Source organism: Alistipes sp. i18-0019-D1 (assembly GCF_042852885.1).
In the GTDB taxonomy this organism is placed as follows: Bacteria; Bacteroidota; Bacteroidia; order Bacteroidales; family Rikenellaceae; genus Alistipes.
The window spans coordinates 1,818,891-1,832,852 of the sequence record NZ_AP031424.1; the positions used below are offsets into that span (position 1 = coordinate 1,818,891).

Here is a 13,962-nt window from a genome sequence, read left to right on the forward strand (position 1 = left end):
ATGAAATCGGAAATCCAAATCAACAACACGGCCGGGGTCTGCCAGATCGACATCGAGGGGACCATCGGCGTGCCCGAGGAGTGGCAGTTCGAAGAGCCTGACGCCCGGGTGGCGACCTACGAGCGTTTTCGCGACGCCCTGCGGCGCATTGCGGAGATCGAGGCCCCGGAGGTGGTGGTCAACATCCGTTCGACGGGCGGCGACGTGAACGACGCGCTGCTGATCCACGACGCGCTCCGGCAGCTTCCGGCGCAAATCACGACCCGCTGTTACGGCTATACGGCCTCGGCGGCGACGATCATCGCCCAGGCGGCGTCGGAGGGGTGCCGCCTCCTGTCGGCCAACGCCCTCTACCTGATCCACACGGCCGTTTGCTCGACCGAGGGCAATGCCGCGGAGATCGCCGGTAAGATCGACCTGCTGCACCAGACCGACGCGCGCATCGCCGCGGTCTACGCGTCCCGTTCGGGGCGTCCGGCCGCGGAGTTCGAAGCCCTGATGGCCGAGAACAACGGTAACGGCCGTTGGCTCGCACCCGAGGAGGCCGTCGCGGCGGGGCTGGCCGACAAGGTGGTCGAAGCCGCGGAGCAGTCGGCGCCCTCGCTGGTGCGGAATATCGCCCGGGGCTGGGAGCGTCTGCTGGCCAACATCGGCCTGCGGCCCGGCCCGACACTTCCCGCCGACCGCAACGTGCTCCACTTCGACGGGGAGGTGCAGGCCCTGCACAGCCGTTCGGCTGTCGCGGCCGACGAAGCCCGCCGGCAGGCCGCACCGACCTCCACGCAGCCGCGCGAGGATCCCTCCTGCGGCGATGCCGTCCGTTCGGCCAACGAGCGCGCCTATGCCGAAGACGCAAGGCGTATGCGCATTTAAAAATGAAAAATTAGGAATTGCCTCTCTCTACGGCAAAACAAAACAACCCAATTCATAACCATTCAAAAACATCATCACCATGACCTATCTCGAAAATTCGAAACAGTACACCGGTTCCGACCTCGAAAACATCTTCTTCCGCCCGATGCTCACCGGGGAATCGGCGCAGGACCTCGGCGTGCGCGTACTCTACAACATGCCCCAGCCCACGCACGTCCAGCTCTGGGACGGCCAGCGCAACATCCTTCAGAAATTCACCTCCGCAGGCTGGGCCGGGGGCAAAACGGCGACCAAGTACGAGAAGACGGTCAACCTTAACCGGGTGAAGGCCGAACTGGGATTCTCGGCCGCCAACTACTTCTCGATGGTTTACGAAAAGGTCTCGTCGCTGGTCAACACCCACATGGACGACCTTTCGGGCACGGAACTCGAACAGGCCGAAACGGCGCTTTTCAAACAGGCCCTCGCCGAGAATATCCGCGTTACGATGTGGATCGGCGACACTGCCGCGTCGTCGGGTTACAACACCTTCGACGGACTCTTGAAGCGTATCAACGGTCTGGTCGACGACGACGGCGTCTACAACTTTTCCTTCCAGGCGGCCGCGCTCGAAGACCCGGCCTATGCGGTCGAGCTGTTCGACAAGCTGTGGGCCGGGGCCGATCCCCGCATCCCGGGCCTCAAGGCCGACGACCGGCTGGCCTACTTCGTTTCGTCGGACATCTACCGTCTCTACGAGAAATACCTCGATTCGAAGGGCGCCGACGCGGCCTATGCCGATGCGATGAACGGCCGCCGGACGCTGGCCTACCACGGCATTCCGGTCGTGGACGTAAGGCTGGGCAGCTACCTCGGCGCAACCTCCTTCCGCCAGTCGTTCGTCATGCTCACCGACCGCCGCAACCTCGTACTGGCCGTCAACACGGCCGACATGCCCGGCAACGAGGTGCGCATGTGGTACAATCCCGACGAGATGGAGAACCGCCAGCGTGCGGTCTTCATGGCCGGAACCCAGGTCCTCGACGAGGCGCTGATCTCCTTTGCATACAAGCAGTAAAAACCCGGGAACGCGCATCCGCAGGGGCTTTCCCCGCGGATGCCGCGTCCCTGAAATCCGAAAAACGCCATGAGCAAAACGAAAAAAATCAAGACGGCCGTGGGGGTTGCCGACCGCACGGACCCCTATTATGCGCTGGGTTCGTCGCGGGTCGAGAGCGACAAATTCTGGCGCTGGGGCGACGACAACCTCTTCCCGGCGGCGCTGGCGCTGATGGCCCGGCGTTCGACGACCCACCGGCGCATCATCAACGACAAGGCCGACTACATCTCCGGCAAGGGATTCACGTGCGACGAGGCGCAGCAGCCGCAGCTGGCGGCCTTCGTCCGGTGCGTCAACGGCCGGGGCGAGAGCCTTCGCCAGGTGCTGGGCAAGCTGGCCTTCGACAAGTCGCTGTTCGGCAACGCGTTCCTCGAAGCGGTCACCGACCCCGGGCACACCTTTCTGTCGCTCTACCACCAGGACGCCTCGCGCTGCCGCGTGGCCCGCGACTCGAAGCACGTCCTGCTGCACCACGACTGGGCGGCGTTCAAGCCCGCCGAGGCGCGCTCGCTGCCGCTCTACCCCGACTTCGAAGCGCAGGAGGACGGCACGCTGCGCTCGATCGTCCATTACAAGGATTACGAACCGATGTTCGAACACTACGGCGTGCCGCCCTACATCGCGGGGTTCAGCGTCTCGGCGATCGCCTGGAAGACCGACCGCTGGAACATCTCGCGCCTCGACAATTCGTTCCAGCTGTCGGGCGTGATGATGCTCGACTCGTCGGTGGACAACGAGGCCGAGGCCGAACGCATCGTGCGGCTCGCGGAACAGAAGTTCGCCGGGAACCCCGGGCAGGTGATGTTCGTCATCCGCGACGGCGGCGAGGACGACAATTCGCGCTTCATCCCCATCGCCGCGCAGAACGAGGGCGACTGGCAGGCGCTGCACGAACAGGCCGTCGGCGACATCGTCGTGGCCCACTCGTGGTTCCGGACGCTGAGCGGACTGGACTATGCCGCGGGATTCAGCGCCGAACGCATCCTCCACGAATACGAGGTGGCGCTCAACACGGTGATCCTCGCCGAGCAGGACGAACTGACGGAGCCGATCCGTGCCGTCATCGCCTCGGTGCTGGGGCTGGACACGGCGTCGCTGCAAATCGTCAACCGCCCGCCGACCCGCTCGAAACCCATCTACATGAAGGTCTGGGAGGCCCGCAAGGCCGACGGACTCGACTACGACCCGGAGGATGAACGCCAGCAGGCGTTTTTGTCCGAAATCACCAAATACAATATCAAAAGCATCGAATGAAAACTCTGATCACGCCCCTGCAAGTCCTGCGGCTTGCCTTCGGCGAGGGGGAATACCTGCCGCCGGAGTCGGTCACGGAGGCCGACATCGCCGCCGCCGAGCGGCGTTACCTCGTTCCGGTCATCGGGCTGACGCTTTACGAAAAACTCCTCGGCGGCGCCTGCGCCGATTTCCGGACCGGATACCTCGAAGCTCCGGCGGCCCTTTTCACGCGCGCCGTCCTCCAGCCGCGGCTCGACGTCCGCACCGGGCAGTGCGGCACGACGGCCCCGAAATCCGCCTATGCCCAGCCGGCCGGGGACACGGCCCGCCGGCATCTGCGGCGCGCCCTGCTGGCACAGGCCCGCACGCTGCTGCGCCGCGCCGCGGAGCATCTCCGCGCGCACCGGGACGAATTTCCGGAATACGATCCCGAAAACGACATCTTCAACCGCTGTACGACCGATGGAGGCTTTGTTCAGGTTCGTTAGCGGCGTGGCGGCGGGGATCGCCGCGCTGTTCGCGCCGATCGGGCCGCTGGCGGCCACGACCGTCGTCTTCATCGGCGTCGACTTCCTCTCGGGAGTGGCGGCCGACCGGGCCGCGGCCCGCCGCGAGGGCCGGCCGTGGTATTTCGAGAGCTGCAAGGCGTGGCGCACGGTCCTCAAACTCGCCCTCGCGCTCACGGCGATCTCGATGGCGTGGCTGATCGACAGCTGCGTGCTGGATTTCATGCGGCTGAACCTTGCGCGGCTCCTTACTGGATTCACCTGCGGTGTGGAGCTGTGGTCGTTTCTCGAAAACGCCGCGCAGCTCTCCGACGCTCCGCTGTTCCGCTGGCTGCGCCGCTACGTGCACCGCCGCATCCGGAAGGAGGCGGGCGATGAGTAGGGGGCTGGCCAATCGCAATCCGGGGAATATCCGGCAGTCGAAGGTGCGTTACAAGGGTGAAGTGCAGCCCTCCCGGGACCCGGCGTTCAAGCAGTTCGAATCGCTGGCCTGGGGTTACCGGGCCGTCTTCGTGCTGTTGCATACTTATCGGGTCCGCCACGGACTGCGGACCATCCGCGGGATGATCTCCCGCTGGGCGCCGCCCTCGGAGAACCGCACCGACGCCTACATCCGCGCCGTGGCCGCCGACACGGGCATCGGGCCGGACGAACCGCTCGACACGCTCGACCCGGCGACGATGATCCCCCTGGCCGCGGCTATTTCGCGCGTGGAAAACGGCACGGCGGCGGACCGCGGCGAAATCGAGCGCGGTTGGGCGTTGTTTTCCGACTGATTTTGCTATCTTTACGGCTCAATAGACCGTCCGGATGAAAATTTCCCGCCTGACCGACCGGCTCGACCGCATGCCGATGCTCAAGATTCTCGTGTTTTTCGCCGCGGGAATCGCGCTGGCTGGCTGTTACGAACTGCCCCTGTGTTTTCTCGCAGGGGCTTTCGTCGTGACGGGCGCGCTGGCCCTGTCGCTGCGCTCGTCGGCCGCCACGGCGGCGATGCTCCTCACGGCGGGGTTCGCCGCTGCGCAGCTCCGCGTGCCCCGGCCCACCGTGCCGCGGGGCGTGCACACGGTCTACGAAATCACGGTCGAGGGGTTTCCGGCCGACCGGGGCCGCTATGCCGTCGCCGATGCGTCGGTGGCGGCGTGGCGCAATCCTGCCGACGGACGCTGGCATGCCTCCGACGCCCGTATCCGGCTTTACGCCGATTCGCTTGCGGAGTTGCATGCCGGGGAGCGTATCCGCTGCCGGGGCGCGGTGCGGCCGTTTCGCGGCGGTGCGGAAAGCTACCGCCGGCTGATGGCGCGGCGGGGCTATGCCGGAACCCTGTGGATTACGGAGCGGACGCTCCTCGAACGCCTCCCGCAGCAGCATGCAGGATTGCACCGCAGGGCGGTCGAAAGGCTCTCCCGGCTGCCGATGAGCGCCGGGGCCGCGGCCGTCGTCGAGGCCATGGCGGCGGGCGAACGGCGCGGCGTCACGCCCTGCCTCCGCACGGCGTACTCCCGGAGCGGGTTGTCGCACCTGCTGGCCGTATCGGGTCTTCACACGGGGATCGTTTTCGTGCTGGTCAACCTCGCGCTGTGGTGGCTGCCCCTCTTCAGACGGGGACATCTGCTAAAAAACCTGCTGGCGGCCGTTGCCGTGTGGCTTTTCGTCGCGGCGGCGGGATTTCCGCCCAGCGCCATCCGGGCCGCGGTGATGTGCACGGTTTTGCAGACGGCGCTGGCGTCGGCGTCGGAATACGTGGGACTGAACGCTCTGGCCGCAGCGGGATTCGGCATGCTGATCTGGAATCCCAGCTGGCTGGGCGACATCAGTTTTCAGCTGTCGTTCGTCGCCGTGGCGGCCATCCTCGCCTGGGGCGTGCCGCTCTGCCGCCGCTGCCGGACCCGGTGGAAGGGCGTGAACGTCGTCGTCGACGCCTATCTGATCGGGTTCGTGGCGACCCTCGCCACTGCGCCGCTCGTTTCGCACACGTTCGGCGTCGTGCCGCTGGCCGGACTGGCGGTCAATCCGCTGGCCATCGCGCTGGCCGGGGTCGTGGTGCTCGGCGGCGCATTGTGGATGCTCGCACCGGTCGGCTTCCTCGCCCCGGCGTTCGGGTTCGTCACGGGGAGCGCCGCCGAAGGGATCAGCGCGCTGGCCCGGCTGACCGCCTCGCTGCCCGGAGGTGCGGCCGATTACACCCTCGGCGGATGGCCGACGGCGGCGGTCTACGCCGTTTTTGCGCTTGCGACCCTTGCGGCGTGGAGCGGCGAACCGAAAAAAAACGTACCTTTGCGGACGTGATTACCCCCGAAGAATATTCCCTCCTGCTCACGGACGAAGTGCGGCGCGCCATCGCGGCCGCACGGGGCCGCGACCCGCTGGAGGTGGCTCTGGACCGCTCTGTCCCCCACGCCCGGCTCGTGGCCACGCAGGTCAAATACCTCGCGCGGGCCGCGCAGAAGCTCCCTTCGTATGCCGCGGCGCAGTGTATCCTGCCGCCGCTGGCTTTCGAGCAGGCATCGAGCGAGGCGTGCGCCGCCCGCAAGCTCCTCGAAGGCGATACGGTGCTGGATCTCACCTGCGGGCTGGGTGTCGACGCTCTCTTTTTGAGCCGCCGCTTCCGCCGCGTGGTGACGCTCGAACGCAATGAGGTGCTGGCCTGCGTCGCCGCGGAGAATTTTTCCAGAATGGGTGTTGCGAATGTCGAAGTCGTCTGCATGTCCGCCGAGGAGTACCTCCGACGCGACGGCCTGCGTTTCGACTGGATTTACGCCGATCCCGACCGCCGTTCGGCCCAAGGCCGCAAACTGGTGCGGCTGGAGGATTGTTCGCCCGACATCGTCGCCCTGAAGCCGCGTCTTGCGCAGGTTTCGGGGCGTCTGTGCGTCAAGAACTCCCCGCTGTTCGACGTCGGCGAGGCCCTCCGGCTCTTTCCCGACAGCCGTGTGGAGGTGCTCTCGCTCGGCGACGAATGCAAGGAGGTCGTGGTCTATGACGACGGCACGGGGCCGCTCGTCACCGCCACGGCTCTCGGGCGCGGGAGTTTTTCGGCCGCTCCGGGCGAGACCGCACCCCCTCCGGGCCGTTTCGACCCGGAGCGTTACGGCTATCTGGTGATCCCCGACGTGTCGTTGCAGAAGGCCCGTCTCGCGCGGATTCACCTTGCGGGAAAAGCCGACATCTGGAGCGACAACGGCTACGGGTTCGCCGTGGAGGAGCCGGAAGGCGTGCTGGGACGGACCTTCGCCGTCGAAAGCATCGAACCCTACGATCCCAAACGGCTCAAGCGCGAACTGAAAGGCCGCGGGGCGGAGGTGCTCAAGCGTGATTTCCCGCTCGCCGCCGAGGAGTTGATGCGCCGCCTGGGGCTGCACGCCGGGGCCGGCCTGCGGCTGGCCTTCACGAAAATCAGGAACGATTTTTGGGTTATCCGTTTAAAATAGCTACATTTGCCTGATTGCCAGGCTGCGACTTATGAAATTCAGCGATTTTCTGACATACTTCACCGACACGATTTTCCGGCGCGACGTCACCGAATGGCGCAACCCCGTCGTGCGGTGGCTCGTGCAGCAATACCGCCTGCTGTTCTACACGGCCCGCGGCCTGCTCGAACACGGAACCATCGTCCGTTCGGCGGCGCTCACGTTCTACACGCTGATGTCACTGGTGCCGATTCTCGCGGTGGTATTCGCCGTGGTGAAAGGATTCGGGCTGGCCGACGGACTGATCGAAAACCTCTACGGTCTCTTCCCCCGAAACCCCGACATCGTCGACTACATCGTCGATTTCGCCGAAAACGCCCTGGCGCGCACGCAGGGCGGCGTGGTGGCCGCCGTGGCCCTCGTGATGCTGTTCTGGGCCGTGATCCGGGTCTTCGGGTCGATCGAAAGCGCCTTCAACAACATCTGGGAGGTTAAGGTCGAGCGCAGCATCACCCGCCAGTGGACCGACTACATCGCCGTGGTGATGATCGTTCCGATCCTCTGGATCGTGGCCAACGCCGTGGGCAACTACGCCGAGCAGCTGCTCGGATTCGACGACAGCTGGTATTTCAACCTGCTGTCGCACCTCGTCTCGATGTTCGTCATCTGGGTGATGTTCACCTTCCTCTACATCGTCATACCCAACGCCAGAGTGCGCTTCGGCAGCGCCCTGATGGCCGGCATCGTCGCCGGGACGATCTTCCTGCTCTTCCAGTGGGGATACGTCTACGTGCAGCGGTGGATGACCTCGTACAACGCCATCTACGGCAGTTTCGCGGCCCTGCCGCTGTTTCTGATCTGGATGCAGACCTCGTGGGAGATTCTCCTTTTCGGCGGCGAGCTGTCGTTCGCCTATCAGAATATCGCGCGTTTCGGCGAAGAGCGCGAGTCGCTGCTCATCAGCTACGACCAGCGGCGCAAGGTGCTGCTCGCGGTGATGCTCACCGTTGTGCGGAATTTCCGCGACAAGGGCGGCGCGCTGCCTGCGGACGAGATCCGCGAACGCCTCGGCCTGCCCACGCGCATCGTCAACGACGTGCTGTTCCAGCTCGTGCAGGCCGGGCAGCTGATCGCCGTACGCAGCGGCGACGGCGAGCGGGAGGTGGCCTTCACCCCGGCGCACGACATCGCGTCGATGACCGTCTACGGCGTGCTGGAGGCGGTCGAACGGTCGGGACAGACCACTTTCGACCTCGGACAGACGCCCGAACTGGCGCGTATCGACCGCGAACTGGAGATGCTGAAAGAGTCGGCCCGCAAGTCGCAGGACAACGTGCGGCTTGTGGACCTGCTGTAAAACCCAAACGGAAAGAGCCTATGAAACGCGTCGTCATCATCGGCAGCGGGAACCTTGCGGAAGCGCTGGCCCGCGCCGTCGCCAAGAGCGATCTGGAACTCGTGCAGATTTTCGCCCGCAATCCCGAGCGGGCGCGCGTCGTCGCGGAGCTGGCCGCGACCGACTGGGCGACGCACTCCGAAATGCTCCGTCAGGATGCCGACATCTACCTCATCGCCGTGAGCGACAAGGCCGTGGAGCAGGTTGCCGCGACGCTTCCGATTCCCGAAAGCGCCGCCGTGGCCCACACTGCCGGGAGCGTGCCGGTCACGGCCATCCCCGCGCGGTTCGCCCGGCGTGCCGTTTTCTACCCGATGCAGACCTTCACGAAAGGGCGCGAGGCGGACTTTTCCGTGATCCCCGTATTTCTCGAAGCGCCGTCGCCCGAATTGCGTCCGGAACTGGAGGCGTTCGCCCGGAAACTCTCCGGGACGGTCATCTGGGCCTCCTCCGCACAGCGCTGCAAGGTGCATCTGGCGGCGGTTTTCGCCTGCAACTTCGCCAACCACATGTACGCTGTGGGCGAGCGCATCGTCCGCGGTGCGGGACTGGATTTCGACGTGCTGAAACCGCTGATCGCCGAAACCGCGGCCAAGGCCTGCGACGCCCGTTCGCCGCTCGACGTGCAGACGGGCCCCGCCGTGCGCAACGATTTCGCCACGAAGGCCCGCCACGGCGACCTGCTGGCCTTCGACCTCCGACTGAAAAACATCTATTCAACGATAAGTCAAAGCATATGGGAAACTTCAAAGAAGATATAGCGCGCTGCGAAGCCTTCGTCTTCGACGTCGACGGCGTGATGACCGACGGTGGCATCATCCCCACGCCCGACGGCGACTTCATCCGCCGCTACAACGCCAAGGACGGCTACGCGCTGGCCTACGCGATCAAGATCGGCTACAAGGTCTGCATTATCACCGGCGGCCGGGGGCGGACGCTCGAAAACCGCCTTCGGATGCTCGGCATCGACCATTTCTACGTCGACTGCATGGACAAGATCACGGCCATCCGCGAATACATGGCGGGCCAGGGACTCGATCCGGCCAACGTGATCTACATGGGCGACGACATCCCCGACCTGGATTGCATGCGCGAAGTGGGCCTTCCGGTCTGTCCGGCGGACGCCGCGTCGGAGGTGATCGAGGCGTCGCGTTACGTCTCGGAGTTCCGGGGCGGCGAAGGGGCCGTGCGCGACATCGTCGAGCAGGTGCTCCGCGCCCGCGGCGACTGGGCGCGCGACTCGCAGGGCGTCACGCCTTCGTCGCTCGCCGCGTCGCGGTAGGGCGTTCCGGAAGAGGCGCGGTTTCCTTTCTGCCCGACGAAAAAGGCGCGGCCGCCTTTCTCTTCTTTCTTTGAAAGAAGAAGAAACAATGCGGGGTTTCCGGCTAAAATTTGTATCTTTGCCGGGCTATAAGCCTCCGTCATGCTCGAAAAACTGGCCAAACAAACTGCCGTCTACGGTATCAGCACCATCGTCGTAAGGTTCTTGAGCTACCTGCTCACGCCTTACTACACCCGTGTGTTCGGGCAGGAGACCTACGGCGTCGTCACCGACATCTACGCCCTTATCCCGCTGGCGCTCACGCTGCTGACGATGGGCATGGAGTCGAGCTATTTCCGCTTTTCGGCCAAGGCCGAGGAGGCGGGCGGCGATGTGAAGGCGGCCAAGCGGCGGCTTTTCGCCACGACGTGGGGCGTCACGTCGCTCGCCGCGGCGGTGTTCTTCCTGGCGACGGCCTTTTTCCGCGACGGCATCGCCCGCATGATGGGCGAGGCGTATGTCGCGCATCCCGAATACGTCGTCTGGGTCGGCCTGATCATCCTTTTCGACGTCTGGGCCTGCATCCCCTTCTCGCGGCTGCGCGAACAGGGCCGGGCCATGACGTTCGTGGGGCTGAAAGCCATGAACGTCGTTCTGAACGTGGTGCTGGCCTTCGGGTTCGGCTCCGCCGGGCTGTTCGCCACCGACTTCGGCGTGGGATGGGTCTTCGTCGCCAACCTGATCGCCAGCGTCGTGACGTGGCTGGCGATCCTCGGGACCGCCGACCGCACCGTTCCGAAGATCAACTGGGCGTTGCTCGCCGCGATCTTCGCCTACTCGCTGCCGCTGCTGGTGGGCGGGCTTGCCGGTACGGCCAACGAGTTCATCGACCGGCAGCTGATCAAGTACCTCGTTCCCGAGGGGGCCATGGCCCAGCTGGGCATCTACGGGGCCATCACGAAGATCGCCGTGGTGATGATGCTCTTCTACCAGATGTACCGCCTGGCCGCCGAGCCGTTCTTCCTCTCGAACTTCAGGAAATCGGACTTCGTGGCGATGAACGCCGCGGCGCTGAAATACTACGTCATGGCCTCGATGCTGATTTTCCTCGGCATCGCGCTTTTCCGCGACGTGTTTGCGCTGATCGTGGGGCGCAGTTTCCGCGAGGGTATCTTCATCCTTCCGGTGGTGCTCGGGGCCAACGTGCTGACGGGCGTGTGGCTCAACCTCTCGTTCTGGTACAAGCGCGAGGAGCGTACTTCGCTGGCCATCGTCGTCACGGGTGCGGGACTCGCGGCCATCGTCGCTTTCGGCTTCTGGCTCATTCCGCTGTGGGGTTACTACGGGGCCGCGTGGGCGCGCCTGGCGAGCGAAACGGTGATGGTCGCCGTCAGCTGGTGGCTCAACCGCCGCTGTTATCCGACGCCCTACGACTGGCGGCGCATCGGCGAATACGTCGCCGCGGCGCTCGCGGTTTTCGCCGCCTGCGAGGCCTTGACCGCCTCCACGGACAATATGTTTGTAAGCTATGCGTTTAATATAGTGTTGTTTGCGCTGTATGCCGCCTACCTCGTCCGCCGCGAGCGGATCGACCTGGGGGCGATGTTGCGCGCATTCCTGCACAGGTAAAAATGAATCGGAGCATGCAGAAACGACTTTTCCCCAGAATCGCAGCCGCGGCTTCGGCCGTCCTGCTCCTCGCCGCCTGCGGTCGACCCCGTCCGGAAGGCTCGGCCGAGGTGCTGCTGCATACCACGGCGGGCGACATCCGCATCGAACTCGACGGGCGGACGCCTCTTCACCGGGACAATTTCCTGAAACTGACCCGCGAAGGCTTTTTCGATTCGGTGCTGTTCCACCGCGTGATCGCCGATTTCATGATCCAGGCGGGCGATCCCGCCTCGCGGCGCGCCCCGGCGGGCACGATGCTGGGCGAGGCCGATGCGGGCTACCTGATTCCCGCCGAGATCGTCTATCCGGCGCTGGCGCATACGCGCGGTGCGCTGGCCGCGGCCCGGACTTCCGACGAGGTGAATCCCGAACGGAAATCCTCCGGCAGTCAGTTCTACATCGTCTGGGGCAAGCCCTTCGACGGCGCGACGCTCGACCGGATTCAGCAGAGCGTGACCGCTGCGACGAACGGAGAGATCGTGATCCCCGACTCCTTGCGGACGATCTATGAAACCACCGGCGGCACGCCGTTTCTCGACGGACAGTATACCGTCTTCGGGCGTGTGACCGAGGGCCTGGAGATCGTGGAGTCCATTCAGGGCGTGGCGACCGATTCGGCCGACCGGCCGCTGGAGGACGTGCGGATCATCCGGGCCGAAGCGGTTCAAAAATAGATTGGCGATGAAGAAGACGACCGGAAAGATAGTGGTGATGGGTGCCAGTTTCGCGCTTTTCCTCTGCGGGGCCGGGGCGCTCCAGCTGGAGCGCGGCACGGCGCGGGCCGTGATCCTCGCGGTGGTTTTCGCGGGTTTGCTGACGATTGCCGGGGTGCAGACCTTCCGGCGGATGAAAAATAAGGAGTAAAATGCGTTTTGCGGACATTACAGGACAGGAGGATTTGAAACGGCATCTGACGCAGTCGGTCGATGCCGGTCGCGTGAGCCATGCCCAGCTCTTCACGGGTACGGCGGGTTCCGGGGCGCTGGCCGTGGCCGTGGCCTATGTCCAGTATCTCTGCTGCCGTCACCGCTCGGGCGGCGACTCGTGCGGCGAATGCCCCGACTGCCGACAGATCGCGGCGCTGGCGCACCCCGACCTGCATCTGGTTTTCCCGGTCAACAAACAGGGCAAGAAGTCGGGAGAGGTGATGCGCAGCGACGAGTTCCTGCCGCAGTTCCGCGCGCTGTTCGCCGAGCGCGGGGGCTACTTCTCGCCGCAGGACTGGTACGACCGCCTCGACCTGGGCAAGACGCTCAAAGGCATGATCGCGGCCCGCGAGGCCGACGAGATCATCCGCAAACTGTCGTTCAAGAGTTTCGAGGCCGACTATAAGACCATGCTGATCTGGCTTCCGGAGGCGATGAACGAGGAGGCCGCGAACAAGATTCTCAAGATTCTGGAGGAGCCGTGGGACCGCACGCTTTTCATCCTGGTCTGCGAACATCCCGACCGCCTGCTGCCGACGATCGTTTCGCGTACGCAGGAGGTCTGCGTGCCGCGCATCGCGCCCGATGTACTGGAGCGGGTGGCGCAGCAGCGGGGCGTGGCCGATCCGCTGCAAGCCCGCAACATGGCGCGCCTGGCAGGCGGCGATTTGCTGGAACTGGGCCATCTGGTGGCGGGCGAGAGCGATGCGATGCGCAAGGAGCATTTCGACCTTTTTTGCAGCCTCATGCGTTTGAGCTACAATGACCGGCACCTCGAACTGATCGCCTGGGCCGAAGATGCTGCGCAGCTCACCCGCGAGCAGCAGCGGGCGTTTCTGCGCGATGCGGCGCGGCTTTTGCGCGAGAGCTTCATGCTCCATGCCGGTATCCGCGAGGTCAGCTACCTCTGGGGCGAGGAGCTGGCTTTCTGTTCGAAATTCGCCCCTTTCGTCGGCCCGCGGAATATCGAGCCGCTGATCGCCGAGATCGAGAGCGCCGCCGCGCAGATTGCGCAGAACGGCAATCCGACGATCGTATTCACCCATTTTGCCCTCTCGGTGAGCAAGATGATAAAACATTTGTGATTTATGGCACGTGTGGCACTTCTTTTAGGCGGTAATCAGGGCGATGTGAAACGGACCTTGCAAACGGCGCAGCAGCTTGTCAACTCCCGTGTGGGGGCCGTGCTGCGCTGCTCTCACCGTTATGAAAGCGAGCCGTGGGGATTCCCGGCCGCGGAGCGTTTTTCGAACCAGGCGCTGGAGGTCTCCACCGACCTCACGCCGCACGAGGTGCTCGACGCCTGCCAGCGGATCGAGCGGGAACTGGGCCGCAACCGCGCCGCCGAGGCGGTCGAGAAGGCCTCTTCCGGAGCCGTCTACTGCTCGCGGCCGATCGACATCGACATCATTTTCTACGACGACGAGGTGATCGGCGACGAACGCCTCACGGTTCCCCATCCGCTGCTCGCCGAGCGGGAATTCGCGCTGGTGCCGCTTTGCGAGATCATGCGCCAGCGGCGGCATCCCGTGACGGGAGCTACCGTCGGCGAGATGCTCGACGCGCTCCGAAACAAATAGAACG

General features: G+C 64.8%; 16 protein-coding genes. All 16 read left to right on the top strand.

Features of this window, described 5'->3' with window-relative positions:
• The 16 genes from ACGHP5_RS07515 (at nucleotide 1) to folK (ending at nucleotide 13,958) form a co-directional block, all read left to right on the top strand.
• Nucleotides 1–873, top strand: coding sequence for a Clp protease ClpP (locus ACGHP5_RS07515; RefSeq protein ID WP_337755668.1), 873 nt, complete (start codon nucleotides 1–3; stop codon nucleotides 871–873).
• A gap of 79 nt (nucleotides 874–952) precedes the next feature.
• A complete protein-coding gene (locus ACGHP5_RS07520) occupies nucleotides 953–1,930 on the top strand; it encodes a hypothetical protein (RefSeq protein WP_337755667.1) in 978 nt (325 codons plus the stop codon).
• A gap of 69 nt (nucleotides 1,931–1,999) precedes the next feature.
• The gene (locus tag ACGHP5_RS07525; RefSeq protein WP_390568287.1) at nucleotides 2,000–3,226 is read left to right on the top strand and encodes a phage portal protein; all 1,227 of its coding nucleotides are present in this window, start codon (nucleotides 2,000–2,002) and stop codon (nucleotides 3,224–3,226) included.
• Nucleotides 3,223–3,696 carry a hypothetical protein gene (locus ACGHP5_RS07530; RefSeq protein WP_390568288.1) on the top strand — a complete coding sequence of 158 codons (474 nt, stop codon included), beginning with the start codon at nucleotides 3,223–3,225 and terminating at the stop codon, nucleotides 3,694–3,696. The genes ACGHP5_RS07525 and ACGHP5_RS07530 overlap by 4 nt, the downstream gene beginning before the upstream one ends.
• Entirely contained in the window at nucleotides 3,671–4,096 is a 426-nt protein-coding gene (locus ACGHP5_RS07535) for a phage holin family protein (RefSeq protein WP_337657861.1), read from the top strand. The genes ACGHP5_RS07530 and ACGHP5_RS07535 overlap by 26 nt, the downstream gene beginning before the upstream one ends.
• On the top strand, nucleotides 4,089–4,490 hold the full coding sequence (locus ACGHP5_RS07540) for a structural protein P5 (RefSeq protein WP_290532271.1): 402 nt from the start codon (nucleotides 4,089–4,091) through the stop codon (nucleotides 4,488–4,490). The genes ACGHP5_RS07535 and ACGHP5_RS07540 overlap by 8 nt, the downstream gene beginning before the upstream one ends.
• Nucleotides 4,491–4,524: 34 nt before the next feature.
• Complete coding sequence (locus ACGHP5_RS07545; RefSeq protein ID WP_390568289.1) at nucleotides 4,525–6,003, top strand: ComEC/Rec2 family competence protein; 1,479 nt, start codon at nucleotides 4,525–4,527, stop codon at nucleotides 6,001–6,003.
• Nucleotides 6,000–7,145, top strand: coding sequence for a methyltransferase domain-containing protein (locus tag ACGHP5_RS07550; protein WP_390568290.1), 1,146 nt, complete (start codon nucleotides 6,000–6,002; stop codon nucleotides 7,143–7,145). The genes ACGHP5_RS07545 and ACGHP5_RS07550 overlap by 4 nt, the downstream gene beginning before the upstream one ends.
• 31 nt (nucleotides 7,146–7,176) lie before the next feature.
• Nucleotides 7,177–8,481, top strand: a complete 1,305-nt coding sequence (locus tag ACGHP5_RS07555; RefSeq protein ID WP_390568291.1) for a YhjD/YihY/BrkB family envelope integrity protein — start codon at nucleotides 7,177–7,179, stop codon at nucleotides 8,479–8,481.
• 20 nt (nucleotides 8,482–8,501) lie between these two features.
• On the top strand, nucleotides 8,502–9,281 hold the full coding sequence (locus ACGHP5_RS07560; RefSeq protein ID WP_295901040.1) for a Rossmann-like and DUF2520 domain-containing protein: 780 nt from the start codon (nucleotides 8,502–8,504) through the stop codon (nucleotides 9,279–9,281).
• Nucleotides 9,257–9,802, top strand: coding sequence for an HAD family hydrolase (locus ACGHP5_RS07565; protein WP_290532276.1), 546 nt, complete (start codon nucleotides 9,257–9,259; stop codon nucleotides 9,800–9,802). Before ACGHP5_RS07560 ends, ACGHP5_RS07565 begins: the two co-directional genes overlap by 25 nt.
• Nucleotides 9,803–9,943: 141 nt before the next feature.
• Nucleotides 9,944–11,410: a lipopolysaccharide biosynthesis protein gene (locus ACGHP5_RS07570; protein ID WP_390568292.1), complete on the top strand. Its 1,467-nt coding sequence runs from the start codon at nucleotides 9,944–9,946 to the stop codon at nucleotides 11,408–11,410.
• Nucleotides 11,411–11,424: 14 nt separating this feature from the next.
• Nucleotides 11,425–12,126 (top strand): peptidylprolyl isomerase, encoded by a 702-nt coding sequence (locus tag ACGHP5_RS07575; RefSeq protein ID WP_337755661.1) that lies wholly within the window; start codon nucleotides 11,425–11,427, stop codon nucleotides 12,124–12,126.
• Between the two features lie 7 nt (nucleotides 12,127–12,133).
• Nucleotides 12,134–12,316 (top strand): hypothetical protein, encoded by a 183-nt coding sequence (locus ACGHP5_RS07580; protein WP_390568293.1) that lies wholly within the window; start codon nucleotides 12,134–12,136, stop codon nucleotides 12,314–12,316.
• Nucleotide 12,317: 1 nt separating this feature from the next.
• Complete coding sequence (locus tag ACGHP5_RS07585; protein WP_147619725.1) at nucleotides 12,318–13,463, top strand: DNA polymerase III subunit delta; 1,146 nt, start codon at nucleotides 12,318–12,320, stop codon at nucleotides 13,461–13,463.
• Between the two features lie 3 nt (nucleotides 13,464–13,466).
• Entirely contained in the window at nucleotides 13,467–13,958 is a 492-nt protein-coding gene (gene folK / locus ACGHP5_RS07590; protein WP_022061088.1) for a 2-amino-4-hydroxy-6-hydroxymethyldihydropteridine diphosphokinase, read from the top strand.
• Nucleotides 13,959–13,962: the final 4 nt, after the last annotated feature.

What these genes read in the sequence shown, in the direction of transcription:
- ACGHP5_RS07515 (WP_337755668.1), top strand. Translation starts at nt 1, where the DNA reads ATGAAATCGGAAATCCAAATCAACAACACGGCCGGGGTCTGCCAGATC.
- ACGHP5_RS07520 (WP_337755667.1), top strand. Translation starts at nt 953, where the DNA reads ATGACCTATCTCGAAAATTCGAAACAGTACACCGGTTCCGACCTCGAA.
- ACGHP5_RS07525 (WP_390568287.1), top strand. Translation starts at nt 2,000, where the DNA reads ATGAGCAAAACGAAAAAAATCAAGACGGCCGTGGGGGTTGCCGACCGC.
- ACGHP5_RS07530 (WP_390568288.1), top strand. Translation starts at nt 3,223, where the DNA reads ATGAAAACTCTGATCACGCCCCTGCAAGTCCTGCGGCTTGCCTTCGGC.
- ACGHP5_RS07535 (WP_337657861.1), top strand. Translation starts at nt 3,671, where the DNA reads ATGGAGGCTTTGTTCAGGTTCGTTAGCGGCGTGGCGGCGGGGATCGCC.
- ACGHP5_RS07540 (WP_290532271.1), top strand. Translation starts at nt 4,089, where the DNA reads ATGAGTAGGGGGCTGGCCAATCGCAATCCGGGGAATATCCGGCAGTCG.
- ACGHP5_RS07545 (WP_390568289.1), top strand. Translation starts at nt 4,525, where the DNA reads ATGAAAATTTCCCGCCTGACCGACCGGCTCGACCGCATGCCGATGCTC.
- ACGHP5_RS07555 (WP_390568291.1), top strand. Translation starts at nt 7,177, where the DNA reads ATGAAATTCAGCGATTTTCTGACATACTTCACCGACACGATTTTCCGG.
- ACGHP5_RS07560 (WP_295901040.1), top strand. Translation starts at nt 8,502, where the DNA reads ATGAAACGCGTCGTCATCATCGGCAGCGGGAACCTTGCGGAAGCGCTG.
- ACGHP5_RS07565 (WP_290532276.1), top strand. Translation starts at nt 9,257, where the DNA reads ATGGGAAACTTCAAAGAAGATATAGCGCGCTGCGAAGCCTTCGTCTTC.
- ACGHP5_RS07570 (WP_390568292.1), top strand. Translation starts at nt 9,944, where the DNA reads ATGCTCGAAAAACTGGCCAAACAAACTGCCGTCTACGGTATCAGCACC.
- ACGHP5_RS07575 (WP_337755661.1), top strand. Translation starts at nt 11,425, where the DNA reads ATGCAGAAACGACTTTTCCCCAGAATCGCAGCCGCGGCTTCGGCCGTC.
- ACGHP5_RS07580 (WP_390568293.1), top strand. Translation starts at nt 12,134, where the DNA reads ATGAAGAAGACGACCGGAAAGATAGTGGTGATGGGTGCCAGTTTCGCG.
- ACGHP5_RS07585 (WP_147619725.1), top strand. Translation starts at nt 12,318, where the DNA reads ATGCGTTTTGCGGACATTACAGGACAGGAGGATTTGAAACGGCATCTG.
- folK (WP_022061088.1), top strand. Translation starts at nt 13,467, where the DNA reads ATGGCACGTGTGGCACTTCTTTTAGGCGGTAATCAGGGCGATGTGAAA.